General features: G+C 71.1%; 9 protein-coding genes. 6 read left to right on the top strand and 3 right to left on the bottom strand.

Annotated features, from left to right (window positions below; genetic code table 11):
- Nucleotides 1-70 precede the first annotated feature (70 nt).
- The 3 genes from ASE87_RS13100 to ASE87_RS13090 form a co-directional block, all read right to left on the bottom strand.
- Nucleotides 71-2,080 carry a thioredoxin domain-containing protein gene (locus ASE87_RS13100; RefSeq protein WP_056229081.1) on the bottom strand — a complete coding sequence of 670 codons (2,010 nt, stop codon included), beginning with the start codon at nucleotides 2,078-2,080 and terminating at the stop codon, nucleotides 71-73.
- A 17-nt stretch (nucleotides 2,081-2,097) separates the two neighbouring features.
- On the bottom strand, nucleotides 2,098-3,282 hold the full coding sequence (locus tag ASE87_RS13095) for a bifunctional 2-methylcitrate synthase/citrate synthase (protein WP_056229078.1): 1,185 nt from the start codon (nucleotides 3,280-3,282) through the stop codon (nucleotides 2,098-2,100).
- Nucleotides 3,283-3,422: 140 nt separating this feature from the next.
- Nucleotides 3,423-5,015, bottom strand: coding sequence for a long-chain fatty acid--CoA ligase (locus ASE87_RS13090; protein WP_056229075.1), 1,593 nt, complete (start codon nucleotides 5,013-5,015; stop codon nucleotides 3,423-3,425).
- Nucleotides 5,016-5,305: 290 nt separating this feature from the next.
- On the opposite strand from ASE87_RS13090, the gene hrpA reads away from it, so the two are divergent.
- From hrpA to ASE87_RS13060, 6 genes are all read left to right on the top strand, one after another.
- A complete protein-coding gene (gene hrpA / locus ASE87_RS13085) occupies nucleotides 5,306-9,199 on the top strand; it encodes an ATP-dependent RNA helicase HrpA (protein ID WP_056229072.1) in 3,894 nt (1,297 codons plus the stop codon).
- Between the two features lie 41 nt (nucleotides 9,200-9,240).
- Nucleotides 9,241-10,275 carry a LacI family DNA-binding transcriptional regulator gene (locus ASE87_RS13080; RefSeq protein ID WP_056229070.1) on the top strand — a complete coding sequence of 345 codons (1,035 nt, stop codon included), beginning with the start codon at nucleotides 9,241-9,243 and terminating at the stop codon, nucleotides 10,273-10,275.
- Between the two features lie 275 nt (nucleotides 10,276-10,550).
- A complete protein-coding gene (locus ASE87_RS13075) occupies nucleotides 10,551-11,936 on the top strand; it encodes an extracellular solute-binding protein (RefSeq protein ID WP_082452683.1) in 1,386 nt (461 codons plus the stop codon).
- A 226-nt stretch (nucleotides 11,937-12,162) separates the two neighbouring features.
- On the top strand, nucleotides 12,163-13,020 hold the full coding sequence (locus tag ASE87_RS13070; protein WP_056229659.1) for a carbohydrate ABC transporter permease: 858 nt from the start codon (nucleotides 12,163-12,165) through the stop codon (nucleotides 13,018-13,020).
- Nucleotides 13,017-13,928 (top strand): carbohydrate ABC transporter permease, encoded by a 912-nt coding sequence (locus tag ASE87_RS13065; RefSeq protein WP_056229067.1) that lies wholly within the window; start codon nucleotides 13,017-13,019, stop codon nucleotides 13,926-13,928. The genes ASE87_RS13070 and ASE87_RS13065 overlap by 4 nt, the downstream gene beginning before the upstream one ends.
- 93 nt (nucleotides 13,929-14,021) lie before the next feature.
- Nucleotides 14,022-15,540 (top strand): alpha-N-arabinofuranosidase (locus ASE87_RS13060; RefSeq protein ID WP_056229656.1); only part of this gene is annotated, 1,519 nt, incomplete at its 3' end.

Here is a 15,540-nt window from a genome sequence, read left to right as displayed (position 1 = left end):
TCCGGCGCCCCGACGGCCGCCCCTCCCCCGGTGCGACGCCTGAGCCTCGGCGACCGACGCGGCCGTGCCGTCACCCCCCGAGCAGCAGCCCGTCGAGGTCGTCGCCGGTCGTGACCGGCAGTCGGCAGACGAAGTCGCGGCACAGGTACGCGGTGGGCACGCGCCCGGGAGCCGAGCGACCCGCGAACAACTCGAAGCCCGCGAGCTCGAACGCGACCAGCGCCTCCTCGTCCAGCACGGCGACGACGCTGCCGGGACGGACGAGGCCCCGCGCGCGCCGGGCGAGACCGTCGTCGGCACCGTCGGCGCGGGCCGACGGTGACGGCTCGACCACGACCAGCTGCATCAGCGGGGCCTCGAGCTCGACGAGCAGCCCGAAGGCCGCGCCGTACGCGAGCGGGTTGTCGAGGGCCGAACCGGCCACCTCGGCGACGAGCCGCTCGGCGACGGACCGGTAGCGCGCCTCCCCGGTGAGCTGGTGCAGCGTGAGCGCGGCCGCCGCGACCGCACTGCGTCCCGACGGATAGGCGCCCTCGCTCGGGTCGCTCGACAGGGCCACGCCCTGCGAGACCAACACCGGGTCGCCGCCCGACGGCGCCGCGACGATCCTCGGGTCGTCGTCGTCGTCGAGCAGGCAGGCGTCGACGAACGACCGCGCGGCGACGGCGTACCGGGCCTCGCCCGTCGCGAGCGAGAGGGCCAGCAGGCCGGACGCGAACAGACCGTGGTCCTCGAGGGTCGCCACGGCGTCCGACACGGTCGACCCGACGGAGGCGCGCAGCAGACGACCGTCGTCGGTCACGTGACGCGCGAGCAGCAGGTCGGCCGCGCCCCGCGCCGTCCCGACCCACTCGGGCCGGACGTGTCGCGCCCCCGCCTCGGCGAGCGCCGCGATCGCCAGGCCGTTCCAGCCGGTGAGCACCTTGTCGTCGACGGGCGGCGGGTCGAGGGCCGCGCGGCCCGCGGCGTCCCGCCGGTAGTAGCCCCCCTCGTCACGGACGCCGTCGATCGTGCTCTCGCTGTCCTGCGCCGAGCCGAAGGCGCCGTCGGCCGTGCGCAGTCGGGAACTCAGGAAATCGGCGACCCCGGCGGCGACCCGGGCCGGAAGCGTGTCGATCTCCTGAGTTGCCGACGTCGGCGCGGTGCCCGTGGCGGCAGGAGCGGCCGGGCCGGCCGGGGCGGTGGTGGCGTCCTGGCCCGCGTCGAGCACCGCGAGCCGCGAGTAGGCCAGCAGCAGCTGCGCGTTGTCGTAGAGCATGCGCTCGTAGTGCGGCTCGGACCAGTTTCGGCGCACCGCGTACCGGAAGAACCCGCCCTCGACCGGGTCGCGCAGCGACGACGCGGCCATCCGGGTGAGCGTCCGCGACACGAGTTCGAGCGCACCGTCGTCTCCCCCGGCGCCGAGGGCGAGCAGCGCCAGCTGGGCCGGCGCCGTCGGGAACTTCGGGGCCCCGCCGAAACCTCCGTGCTCACGGTCCTCGTGGGCGGCGAGCCGGGCGACGGCGTGGGCGAGTTCGGGGCGCCCCGGCAGGGCGACCCCGGCACCGGGACCAGGAGGCGCGGTGCCGGTGACCGACGCGGGTCCCGCGGCCAGCGCCTCCTGCACCGCCGACGCGGTCGCGTCGACCTCGGTCCGCCTGGTGGTCCAGGCGTCGGTGACGGCGTCGAGCACCTGTCGGAACGACGGTCGACCCTGCACGGGCACCGGCGGGAAGTACGTGCCGGCGTAGAACGGACGACCCTCGGGCGTGACGAAGACGGTCAGCGGCCAGCCCAGCCCCTCGGTGAAGGCCGACGCGGCGGCCAGGTAGCTCGAGTCGACGTCGGGGTGCTCCTCGCGGTCGACCTTCACCGAGACGAACCCGGCCGAGAGTTGCGCCGCGACCTCGGGGTCGGAGAAGCTCTCGCGCGCCATGACGTGGCACCAGTGGCAGGTCGAGTAGCCGATCGAGACCATCACGGGCACGTCCCGCTCGACGGCCTCGGCGAACGGCCCCGGCCCCCAGGCGCGCCACTCGACCGGGTTGTCGGCGTGCGACCTGAGGTAGGGGCTGACGGCGTCTCGCAGCTGGTTCGGCATGCGGGCCACGGTAGGCGTCAGCGCGCGGGGACGTCCCTCAGGGGTGCGCCGTCGTACTCGCTGAGGGGGCGGATCAGCGAGTTGGCCTCGCGCTGCTCGATGACGTGGGCGCTCCAGCCGAGGACGCGCGACGCGACGAAGAGCGGCGTGAAGACCGGCGTCTCGAAGCCCATCAGGTGGTACGCCAGCCCGGACGGGTAGTCGACGTTGGGCTTGAGGCCCTTGCGCTCGAACACCGTCGCGGCGACGACGTCGTAGGTCTCCTTGAGCCCGTCGACCCGGTCGTCGCCCTGCTCGCGGGCCCGGTCGACGAGGCGGCCCAGGGCGTCCTCCATCGTGGGCACGCGGCTGTCGCCGTTCTTGTAGACCCGGTGCCCGAAGCCCATGATCTTCTCCTTGCGGGCGAACGCGTCGTCGAGCCAGGCCGCGGCCCCGTCGGCGGGGCCGACCCGGTCGAGCAGCTCGAGCGCGGCCTCGTTCGCGCCGCCGTGCAACGGGCCCTTGAGGGCGCCGATCGCGCCGACGATCGACGAGTGCAGGTCGGACAGCGTCGAGGCGATCACCCGCGCGGTGAAGGTGGAGGCGTTGAACGAGTGCTCGGCGTAGAGGGTCATCGAGGTGTCGAACGCGTCGACGTCGAGCGCGTCGGGCTCGCGGTCGAACACCTGGTGCAGGAAGTCGGCGCTGTAGCCGAGGTCGTCGCGCGGCGGCACCGGCGGCAGGTCGTGGCGGCGCCGCTGGTCGTAGGCGATGACGGCGGGCAGCACGGCGAACAGGTGCGTGGCGAGTCGACGGGCGTCGGCGACGTCGTAGGCACCCGCACCCGTGGTCGGTTCGGGCCGGGCGGCCCCGATGGCGCTGACCGCGGTGCGGACCACGTCCATCGGGTGGGCCGAGGTCGGGATCAGGTCGATCAGGTGCTGCAGCCCGGGCGCGAGCGAGCGGTGCGCGCGGAGTTCGACGTCGAAGTCACGCCGTTCGTCGGCGGTCGGCAGCTCGCCGTGCAGCAGCAGCCAGGCGACGTCCTCGACGTCCCGCTCGGCGGCGAGCTGCTGCACCGGGTAGCCGCGGTAGAGCAGGGAGTTGCTGGCCGCGTCGACCTTCGAGACCGCCGTCCGGTCGACCGTGACGCCGGCCAGGCCCTTGTGGATCTCGGGGCCGTCGGAGGCGGCCGGGGCGGGTGCGGTGATGGTGTCGCTCATGTCACTCCTTCGTGATGAGGCGGGCCCGCCGGGACGGGCCGGTCGTGCGTGGCCGGGGGCCACGACACGTTCGTCGAGGCTCCACTCTAGGTCGCGACCGCTCCCGGCCGGGAGGGGCTCGGGGTCGACGCGACCCGGCGTCAGCTGCTCTGGCGCGCCTCCTGCGGCGACCCGAAGCGCTCGACGAGCTCGCGCTTGAGCACCTTGCCGCTGGGCCCGAGGGGCAGGGCGTCGAGGACGTGGACGACGCGGGGGAACTTGTAGGCCGCGATCTCGTCGGAGACGAACGCGACCAGCTCGTCGGGCGTCGCCGTGGCGCCGTCGCGCAGGACGACGGCCGCCTCGATCTCTTGCCCGTGCAGCTCGTGCGGCACGCCGAAGACGGCCGCCATCGTGACGTCGGGGTGCTGCGCGAGCACCTCTTCGACCTGCCGCGGGTACACGTTGTAGCCGTTGCGGATGATCATGTCCTTCGTGCGGTCGACGATCGTCAGGTAGCCGTCGTCGTCCTTCGTGCCGAGGTCGCCGGTGCGGAACCAGCCGTCGACGATCGCCTTCGCGGTGTCGTCGGGGCGGTCGAGGTAGCCGTTCATCAGGTTGTGGCCACGGATGACGAGCTCACCGATCTCGCCGTGCGGCAGCAGCACGATCGAGTCCTCGACGTGCTGATCGGCGATCTCGACGTCGACGCCCCAGATCGGCGTGCCGATGGTGCCGGGCCGCGGCGGCACCCCGACGTGGTTGAAGGTGGCGACGGGCGAGGTCTCGGTCAGGCCGTAGCCCTCGTGGATCGGTGCGTCGTACACCTGCTGGAACTTCTCGAGCACCGCGAGCGGCAGGGACGCCCCGCCCGAGACGGCGTAGCGCAGCGGCGGACGGGCCTCGCTGCGGGTGGCGGCGGCGATGAGGGCCATGTACATCGTGGGCACGCCCATGAACACCTCGCAGCCGTGCTCGACCATCGCGGCGAGCGCCGCGTCGCCGTCGAACTTCGGCAGCATGACGATGGTCGCGCCGACCCGGAACCCGGTGTTCATCGTGCAGGTCTGCCCGAACGTGTGGAACAGCGGCAGCGCCCCGAGCAGCACGTCGCCGCGGTGCATGTCGAACGTCGTCATCAGGTTGGTGTTGACCTGCTCGATCAGGGCGAGGTGCGACCCCTCGGCGCCCTTGGGCTGACCGGTGGTGCCGCTCGTGTAGAGGATCGTGGCGGTGTCGAACGGGTCGCGGGGCACGTAGGTGTCGAGCGGTTCGGCGGCCGTGGCCAGGTCTTCGAGTCGGTCGGGCGCTTCTTCGTCCTGACCGGCAGGAGGCGCGAGCACGGTGAGGACGTCGACCCCGGCCAGCTGCCCTCCCGCACCCCCTTCGCCGAGCAGCGGTGCGGCACAGACAAGCAGGCGGGAGCCGCTGTCGCGCAGCACGTACTCGATCTCGTGCCGTTTGAGCAGGGCGTGCACGGGGACGGCGACCGCACCGAGCGCGAGCGTCGCGTAGTAGACGCGGGGGAAGTCCGCGACGTTCGGGACGAGCATGGCGACCCGGTCGCCGGGGCCGACGCCGCGGGCGCGGAGGGCGCCGGCGTAGGCCAACGTCTGCTGCCAGAGCTCGGCGTAGGTGGTCGAGGTGGGTCCGACGATCACGGCGACGTCGTCGGGGTGACGGGCGGCCGACTCGGCGAGGATGGCCGCGACCGACGCGGTGGCGTGGCCCCGGGGGCTGGGTGCTGATGACATCTGTGTCTTCTCCGTCTCCGTTGACGTGCAGTCTGCCGCGATCCTACGACGCGACACCCGACGACCCGCCCAGCCCGCGCCTCCTGTACTGGCGAAGGCGTCACCGGGTGCGGGGAGCATGCCCCGCCGGGCTCGTGCCGGCCGGCGACCCGTCGCCGTGGGTTGTCGCCGACCGGCGCCTCCTCGTCCCTCACCACTCGACCTGTCTAGGACCGACACGGAGACGCCGCCGGGGGCGACACGACCGGCGCGGCCCCCGACCAGCCCGGGCGGCTTACGATGGAGGGCTCATGATCCCCACCATCACGTATCCCGCCGAGCTGCCGGTCAGTCAGAGGCGCGACGACATCGCCGCGGCGATCCGTGACAACCAGGTCGTCATCGTCGCCGGCGCCACCGGCTCGGGCAAGACGACGCAGCTGCCCAAGATCTGCCTCGAGCTCGGTCGCACCAAGATCGGCCACACCCAGCCCCGGCGCATCGCGGCCCGCACGATCAGCGAACGCATCGCCGAAGAACTCGGCGACGAGGTCGGCGGCGTGGTCGGCTACCAGGTGCGGTTCACCGACAAGGTCGGCGCCGACACGCAGATCAAGCTGATGACCGACGGCATCCTGCTCAACGAGATCCACTTCGACCGCGAGCTCGAGCGCTACGACACGATCATCATCGACGAGGCCCACGAGCGCAGCCTCACCATCGACTTCCTGCTCGGCTACCTCAAGCAGCTGCTGCCCCGACGCCCCGACCTCAAGCTGATCATCACCAGCGCCACGATCGACCCCGAGTCGTTCTCGAAGCACTTCGGCGACGCGCCCATCGTCGAGGTCTCGGGCCGCACCTACCCGGTCGAGGTCCGCTACCGGCCGCTCGTCGCCGACGACACCACGAGCGACGACGACGGCGACCTCGACGACGACGAGCGCCCCTCGGGCCGGTCGGGCGACCGGCCGGAGGCGCGGGCGGGCGACCGCAGGCAGCGCGCCGACGACAAGGACTACCTCCAAGGCATCAACGAGGCCCTCGACGAACTCGCCCGGGAGTCGAGCGGCGACGTCCTCGTCTTCCTCAGCGGCGAGAACGAGATCCGCGACGCCGAAGAGAGCATCCGGGGCCGCAACCTCCCGTACACCGAGGTGCTGCCCCTCTACGGACGGCTGAGCGCCGCCGATCAGCACCGGGTCTTCCAGCCCAGCACGACCGCGGGCACCCGGCGCCGCATCGTCCTCGCGACCAACGTCGCCGAGACCAGCCTGACCGTGCCGGGCATCAAGTACGTGATCGACGCCGGCACGGCCCGCATCAGCCGCTACTCGACCCGGGCCAAGGTGCAGCGCCTGCCGATCGAGGCCATCTCGCAGGCGAGCGCCAACCAGCGGTCCGGTCGCTCCGGTCGCACGAGCAGCGGCATCGCGATCCGCCTCTACAGCGAGACCGACTTCGAGAAGCGTCCCGAGTTCACCGAGCCCGAGATCCTGCGGACCAACCTCGCCGCGGTCATCCTGCAGATGATCTCGTTGGACCTCGGCGACATCGCCGCGTTCCCCTTCCTGCAGCCGCCCGACTCGCGCGGCATCAAGGACGGCCTCGACCTGTTGCGCGAGCTCGGCGCCGTCACCCAGGGCGGCCAGATCACGCGCGTCGGCAAGCAGCTCACGCGGCTGCCGATCGACCCGCGCCTCGCCCGCATGGTCGTCGAGTCGAAGACGCAGGGCACGACGCGCGAGGTGCTCGCCATCGTCTCGGCGCTGAGCATCCAGGACCCTCGCGAGCGCCCGCTCGAACGACGCGCCCAGGCCGACGAGAAGCACTCGCGCTTCCGCGACCCCAAGGGCGACTTCCTCACCCTGCTCAACTTGTTCGAGTACCTCGAGGACAAGCAGAAGGAGCTCAGCGGCAACGCCTTCAAGCGCCTGTGCCGCGACGAGTTCCTCAACTACCTGCGCATCCGCGAGTGGCAGGACGTCTACCGCCAGCTCAGCCGGGCCGCCCGGCCGCTCGGCCTGCACATCGGCGAGCGCAGCGCCAACCCCGATGGCGTGCACCGCAGCCTGCTGGCCGGCCTGCTCAGCCAGATCGGCCTGTTCGACCCGCAGAAGAAGGACTTCGTCGGCGCCCGCCAGACGAGGTTCCTGATCTTCCCGGGCAGCAGCCTCGCGAAGAAGCCACCGGCGGCCGTGATGACCGCCGAACTCGTCGAGACCAGCCGCCTGTTCGCCCGCGTCGCCGGCTCGATCGACCCGGCCTGGGCCGAACCGCTCGCACCCGACCTGGTCAAGCGCAGCTACGGCGAGCCCCACTGGGAGAAGAAGCAGGGCGCCGTCGTCGCCTACGAGCGCGTCACGCTCTACGGCGTGCCGATCGTCGAGCGTCGGCGCATCCAGTTCTCGCGCATCGACCCCGCCTACGCCCGCGAGTTGTTCATCCGGCACGCGCTCGTCGAGGGCGACTGGGAGGGGCACCAGGCCTTCGAGCAGAAGAACCAACAGCTGATCCGCGAGCTGACCGAGGTCGAAGAGAGGACGCGTCGGCGCGACATCCTGGTCGACGGCGACGCCGCGTTCGAGTTCTTCCAGCGGCGCATCCCGGCCGACGTCGCCAGCATGCGCGACTTCGAGGGCTGGTGGCGCAAGGCGAAGGTCGACACCCCCGACCTGCTCACCATGACCGCCGCCGACCTGCTCGGGGACGACGAACCCGACGTCGACGAACAGGGCTTCCCGAGCACGTGGCAGCAGGGCGACCAGACGTTGACCCTGCGCTACAAGTTCGAGCCGGGGGCCGACGACGACGGCGTGACCGTGATCGTTCCGCTGCCGCTGCTGCCGCGCCTCCGTCCGGTCGGCTTTGACTGGCAGGTGCCGGGGTTGCGCGACGAGCTCGTCACGTCGCTCATCAAGTCGCTGCCGAAGCAGATCCGCAAGAACGTGGTGCCCGCCGCCGACTGGGCCTCGAAGATCACGGACGAGCTGCCCGACGCACCACCGGCCGACGTCGACGAGCCGTTCACGGCGACCGTGGCCGCGGCGATCAAGAAGCTCACCTACACGCCCGTCACGACCGACGACTTCGACCTGCACCGCGTGCCCGCGCACCTGCGGGTCACGTACGCCGTGGTCGACGAGCGGGGCCGCACGGTCGGGGCCGACAAGGACCTCGACGCGCTCCAGCACCGGCTGCGCGACGCCACGCGCGACAGCGTCGCGCGCGTCACGCAGGGCGGCGGGCGCGACGAGCGCGGCCGGGGCCGGGGTCGCGGACGAGGAGGCGCGGGTGGCGACACCACGCCGGTCGCGCCCCGCCCCACGAGCTCGATCGAGCGCGAGGGCCTGACGTCGTGGGACTTCGACGAGCTCCCCGCCGTCGTCGACACCCGCCACGGCGACACGGTGATCCGGGCCTACCCGGCCCTGGTCGACCACGGCGACTCGGTCTCGATCACGTTGATGGCGACGCCCGCCGACCAGGCCCTCGCGACGCCCAAGGGCGTGCGGCGCCTGCTGATGCTGGCGACCCCGTCGCCCGTGGCCTACGTGCAGCAGCACCTGACGAGCGCCGAGAAGCTCATCCTGGCGACGAGCCCGTACCAGAACACGTCGGCGCTCTTCGCGGACTGTCTCGTGGCCGTCGTCGACGACGTGCTCTTCCGGGTCAAGCCCGACGGCATGGTGATGACCAAGAAAGAGTTCCTCTCGACGCGCGACCGGGTCTCGGGGGCCGTCATGGACCAGATGTTCCAGACCGTCTCGCTCGTCGCCCGCACGCTGACCGCCGCCCGCGACGCCGACAAGGCGATGAAGGGTGCGACGTCGATGACCCTCCTCGCCGCACTGACCGACATGCGCCAGCAACGCGACCGGCTGATCCGTCCGGGCTTCGTGTCGCAGACCGGGCTCCAGCAGCTGCAGCGCGTGCCGGTGTACCTCGTGGGCATCACGAAGCGCACGGCGAAGCTGCTCGAGAACCCCGGGCGTGACCGCGTCTGGCTGAGCGAGGTGCAGCAGGCGACCGAGCGGTACGAGGCCGCGGGCGGGACCTTCCCGCCGACCGACACCGCGCCTCCTGCGCTCGTCCGTGCCCGATGGATGATCGAGGAGTTCCGCCTCAGCCTGTTCGCCCAAGACCTGCGCCCGAGCGAGAGCGTCTCGCTGCCGCGCATCGTGAAGGTGCTCGCCTCCGCCTGAGTGGTGCCCCGGGGTCTCGTGGCCGCCACTAGCCTGTGACAATGCGCGCGACGGTGAAGGACGTGGCGGCACTCGCCGGGGTGTCGCCGAAGACCGTCTCGAACGTGATCAACGGCGTCGTCTTCGTGCGACCCGACACCCGCACGCGGGTCGAGAGCGCGCTCGCCGAGCTCGACTACGTGCCGAACCTCAGCGCGCGCGGCCTGCGCACCGGGCGCACCGGATCGATCGCGCTGGCCTTCCCCGACCTGAGCACCCCGTACAGCGCCGAGATGACGCACTGGTTCGTCGAGCAGGCGCACGAGCGCGGCTGGTCGATCCAGCTCGAGCAGACCGGTTCGCGGCCCGAGCGCGAGGGCGAGCTGCTCTCGCGGGGCAAGGAGCACCTCGTCGACGGCCTCGTCCTTAACCCCATCACGCTCGACGCCAGCGCCCTGTCGTCCGCCGGCACGGGCACCGGCGCCGCCACCGACTCGCTGCCACCCGTCGTCGTGATCGGCGAGGTCGAGCAGACCCTCGTCGATCAGGTGCGGGTCGACAGCGTCGCCGCGGCCCGCGACATGACGGCCCACCTGATCTCGGCCGGACACCGCCGCATCGCGACCCTGGGCGACTCGGCCGGCGAGTTCGACACGGCGACGGCCCGCGCCCGCACCCGCGGCTTCGAGCAGGCCATGGCCGAGGCCGGGCTGCCCGTCGACCGCGCCCTGCAGTACTCCTGCCCCGAATGGACGTCGGCCGACGCCTTCGCCGTCGTGCGCGCCGCGATCGATCGCGGCGACCGGCCCGACGCGATCTTCTGCTTCACCGACTCGCTCGCGATCGGCGCCGTCAGCGCGCTGAGCTCGGCGGGCCTGCGCGTCCCCGACGACGTCGCGGTGGCCGGCTTCGACGACATCGTCGACGGGAGGTTCTCCGTGCCACCGCTGACGACCGTCACCTTCGACAAACGACTGTTCGTCGACCGCACCCTCGAGTTGCTCGCGGCCCGCATCGCCGACCGCCAGGGCGCGGCCGAGCTGGTGCTGATCCCGCACGAGATCGTCGTGCGCGCCAGCAGCGGCGCCCGCGCCTGATCCCGACCCGCCACGCCACACCACGCCACGCCACGCCGCCATCGAGCCACCCCGCCACGCCACCACCCCGCCATCCCGCCATCCCGCCACGGAGTAAACACGGCGCCACGCAAAAAGGTGGCGGCGTGTGTACTTCGTGGCGGTGTGTGGCTCCGGCACCGCCGGCAGCCCGTCAGGCGGGAAGCGAGGAGGCGCGGCTCGCCGACTCACGCCCCTTGCGATTCCGTTACAACGATGGAATAGTCGTTCTCGTCACACATCACAAAGGAGTGAAGATGACCGAGAACCATCGGACGACCCCGGTACCGCGACCGGGCACCACCCCCGGCACCGCCACCCCCCGCGGCCTCAGCCGCCGCAGCATGTTGCTCGGCTCGGCGGCCCTCGTCGGCGGGGCGTTCGTCGCCACGGGCCTGTCGGGCTGTGCGCCCGGTGCCGTCACCGGCTCGGGCACGGACGTCGCGCAGTTGAAGTTCTGGCACCTGCTCAGCGGCGGTGACGGCATCAAGATGTCGGCGCTGATCGACCAGGCCAACGAGCAGAACCCCGAGTTCCACGCGACGCAGACCGTGCTCGCCTGGGGCACCCCGTACTACACGAAGCTAGCCATGGCCTCGGCCGGTGGGCGCGCGCCCGACGTCGCGATCATGCACGCCTCGCGCGTGCCCGGCTACGCCCCCGGCGGCCTGCTCGACCCGTGGGACGTCGAGAAGCTCGCGTCGTACGGCGTCCGCGAACAGGACTTCGCCGAGGCGGTCTGGAAGAAGGGCTTCAACGGCGGCGACCTGTACTCGGTCGCGCTCGACTCGCACCCGTTCATCCTCTTGTACAACACCGACATCGCCGCCCAGGCGGGTGCCCTCGGCCCCGACGGCAAGCTCGTCGAGATCACCAGCCCCGAGCAGTTCCTCGAGGTCGCGAACGCCATGCAGCAGGTGACCGGCAAGCACGGCGCCTCGTGGGGATACCTCAACGACGGAGCCCAGCTGTGGCGCATGTTCTACACCTTCTACAAGCAGCAGGGCGCCGACATGGTGCTGAAAGAGGGCGGGACGGTCGAGTACGACGAGCAGGCCGCCGTGACCGCGCTCGAGTTCATGCAGCAGCTCACCGACGGCACGGCGATGGCCACGGCCAGCGACATCCAGTCGGGCATCGCCGAGTTCGTCAGCGGCGAGAGCGGCATGCTCTTCACCGGCGTGTGGGAGGTCCCGAGCGCCGAGAACGCGGGCATCCCGTTCGACGGCAGCATCATCCCGACGCTGTTCGGCACGCCGGCCGTCTACGCCGACTCGCACGCGTTCGTCCTGCCGCGGCAGAGCGAGGTCGACGACGTCAAGCGCGAGGACGTCTACAAGATGGTCTCGACCATCCTGAAGGACTCCATCTCCTGGGCCGCGGCCGGGCACATCCCGGCCTACCTGCCGATCGTCGAGAGTCCCGAGTACGCCGAGCTGCGACCGCAGGCGAACTACGCCGAAGCCGCCGACTACCTCAACTACGACCCGCCCGCCTGGTTCACGGGCTCGGGCTCGGACTTCCAGACGTACTTCCTCGACTCGATCCAGTCGGTGATCCTCGCCAAGGACGACGCGGCCGACGGCATGCGGCGGTTCGTCGCGCGGGTGAACACCCAGCTGTCGCGCCCGGCCCCGGTGTGACCACCGTGCACGCCCTCACCCCGGCACGACACCGCCGCACCGTCCGCCCGACACCGCCCTCCTCCCCCTCCGCACGACCCGACCATCACGACGACGAAGGAGTCGATCTGTGACCTCCACCACGGTCAAGGCCCCCCGGGCCACCGCCGAACGCGCGCGGTCCGACGCCCGCGCGACCGACCGCAGCCGCGCCTCCCGCAAGCGGACCGGCCCGTCCGACAACCGCATCGGCTGGGGGTTCGCCGCCCCGTTCACCGTGCTCTTCGCGGTGTTCCTGGTCTGGCCGCTGCTGCACGGCTTCTACCTGAGCTTCACCGGCCAGAGCCTGACCGGCCAGGGCGGCGAGCTGATCGGCGTCGCCAACTACGCCGAGGCCTTCGCCGACGGCGACATGTGGCGTTCGATGCTCAACACCCTGTGGTTCACGGTGCTCAGCACGATCCCGCTCGTCGTCGTCGCCCTCGTGCTCGCCATCCTCGTCAACACCGGGCTGCCGGGGCAGTGGCTCTGGCGGCTGAGCTTCTTCCTGCCGTACCTGCTCGCCTCGACGGTCGTCTCGCTGTTCTGGATCCAGCTCTACAGCCCGACCCTCGGTCCGATCAACAACGTGCTCGGCACGCTCGGGCTGCCGCAGCCCGCCTGGCTGCAGGACCCCGACACCGCCATGATCGCCGTGGTCGCGACCACCGTCTGGTGGACGGTCGGCTTCAACTTCCTGCTGTACCTCGCCGCCCTGCAGAACATCCCCGACCAGCAGTACGAGGCCGCGTCGCTCGACGGCGCCGGACGCTGGCGGTCACTGCTGTCGATCACCATCCCGCAGCTCGGCCCGACCACCGGCCTGATCGTCATCCTGCAGGTGCTCGCCTCGCTGAAGGTCTTCGACCAGATCTACCAGATGACCACCGGCGGACCGGCGGGCAGCACCCGCTCGGCCGTGCAGTACATCTTCGACACCGGGTTCACCGGCTACCGCTTCGGCTACTCGTCGGCGATCTCGTACATCTTCTTCGCGGTGATCGTCGTCATCTCGGTCGCACAGTTCAGCATCACGGCCCGCAACCGCAAGGGAGCCCAGAAATGACCGCCCCCGCCCTCGCCCCGACGTCCGACCTGCGCGCCCCCACGGCCGACCGCGGCCGGAAGGGCCACAAGCCCGGCCAGAAGCCGTTCGGCCCGATGGCCGTCCTCAGCGTGGTCATCCTGGTCGTGCTCGCCGTCCTCTGGCTGCTGCCGTTCCTGTGGTCGCTCGCGACCTCGTTCAAGAGCGAGACCGACGCCGCGGCGACGCCGCAGACCTGGATCCCGGCCGGCGGCTTCACCCTCGACGCCTACCGAGGGGTGCTCGAACAGGGCAACATCCCGGTGTGGCTGTTCAACAGCCTGTTCACCTCGATCGTCATCACGCTGATCGTCGTGGCCACCTCGGCCCTCGTCGCCTACGCCTTCTCGCGCCTGGACTTCCGGGGCAAGAAGTGGCTGTACGTCGCGACGATCGCGTCGATCATCATCCCGCCGCAGGTGCTGATCGTGCCGTTGTTCTACCAGATGCTCGCCTTCGACATGGTCGACACGTACTGGGGCATCATCCTGCCGCAGGCCATCGCCCCGGCCATGGTCTTCGTCCTGAAGAAGTTCTTCGACCAGGTGCCGATCGAGCTCGAGGACGCCGCCCGCGTCGACGGCGCCGGGCGCATCCGGGTCTTCTTCACGATCCTGCTGCCGCTGTCGCGCCCCATCCTCGGCGCGGTGTCGATCTTCGTGTTCATCGGCGCCTGGAACAACTTCCTGTGGCCGTTCATCGTCACGAACGACGCGTCCCTGCTCACCCTGCCGGTCGGCCTGCAGACCATCGAGAGCGCCTACGGCATCCAGTACGCGCAGAACATGGCCGCAGCGGTCCTCGCGGCCCTGCCGCTGATCCTGGTGTTCCTGTTCTTCCAGCGCCAGATCATCAAGGGCATCTCGACCACCGGGTTCGGGGGTCAGTGATCCGACCGCCCCGGACGCGACCGCCCTGCCGCACCGCGCCTCCTCGTCCCCGTCCCCATCACACGCACGCCGTTCCCCTCACCTAGGAGATCCATGTCCACCGCCCGCATCACCGTCGACCGCGAGTTCACCATCGGCCCGGTCCCGCGCCGCCTGTTCGGCTCGTTCGTCGAGCACATGGGCCGTTGCGTCTACACCGGCATCTACGAACCCGGTCACCCCACCGCCGACGAGAACGGCTTCCGTCAGGACGTCCTCGACCTCACCAAGGAGCTCGGCGCGACCGTCATCCGCTACCCCGGCGGCAACTTCGTGTCGGGCTACAACTGGGAGGACGGCGTCGGGCCGGTCGACCAGCGCCCGCGTCGCCTCGACGGCGCCTGGCACACGGTCGAGACCAACGCCTTCGGCCTGCACGAGTTCGTCGCCTGGTCGAAGCTCGCCGGCACCGAGGTGATGGAGGCCGTCAACCTCGGCACCCGCGGCGTCGACGCCGCCCGCGAGCTCGTCGAGTACGCCAACCACCCCGGTGGCACGGCACTCAGCGACCGGCGCATCGCCAACGGCGCGAAGGACCCCTTCGACATCAAGCTCTGGTGCCTCGGCAACGAACTCGACGGCCCGTGGCAGATCGGCCACAAGACCGCCACCGAGTACGGCCGCCTCGCCCAGGAGGCCGCCAAGGCCATGAAGTTCGTCGACGACTCGATCGAGCTGGTCGCGGTCGGCAGCTCGGGCCGCGGCATGCCCACCTTCGGCACCTGGGAGCACGAGGTCCTCACGCACGCGTACGACGAGGTCGACTACGTCTCGATGCACGCGTACTACCAGGAGCACGACGGCGACGCGAAAAGCTTCCTCGCGACGGCCGTCGACATGGACGCGTTCATCGAGGAGGTCGTGTCGACCATCGACGGGGTCAAGGCCGCCGGCAAGCACACGAAGCAGGTCGACATCTCGTTCGACGAGTGGAACGTCTGGTACCAGACGGGCCTCGATTCGGACGACCAGCCGCACAACGTGTCGAAGGGCTGGCGCGAGCACCCCCGCCTGATCGAGGACCAGTACAACGTCACCGACGCGGTCGTGGTCGGCACCTTCCTCAACTCGTTGCTGCGTCACGGCGACCGGGTCAAGATCGCGAACCAGGCGCAGCTCGTCAACGTCATCGCGCCGATCCGCAGCGAGGCCGGCGGGCCCGCGTGGCGCCAGTCGATCTTCTGGCCGTTCGCCCGCATGGCGGCGCTCGCGACCGGGCAGATCCTGCGCACCCTCGTCACGAGCGACAAGGTCGACACCGAGAAGTACGGCGACGCCGACCTGGTCGACGTCAGCGCGACCTACGACGAGGAGGCCGGCACGGTCGCGTTCTTCCTCGCGAACCGCGGTCTCGACGAGGCCGCCGACGTCGAGGTCGCCCTGCGCGGCTTCAGCGGCGGACGCGTCACCCGCGCCGAGGTCCTGGCCGTCCCCGAGGGCGGCGACCGCTTCTCGTCCAACACCGAGCAGGCGCAAGACACCGTGGGGCTCGTCCCGCTGACCGGCGTCACGGTCGACGGCGGCATCGCGCGCCTGCGCCTGCCCGCCCTGTCGTGGGCGGTCGTCGAGCTCG

Origin of the sequence: Frigoribacterium sp. Leaf44 (genome assembly GCF_001421865.1) — a bacterium.
GTDB lineage: Bacteria > Actinomycetota > Actinomycetes > Actinomycetales > Microbacteriaceae > Frigoribacterium.
This window is presented reverse-complemented; position numbering and strand designations above follow the sequence as displayed.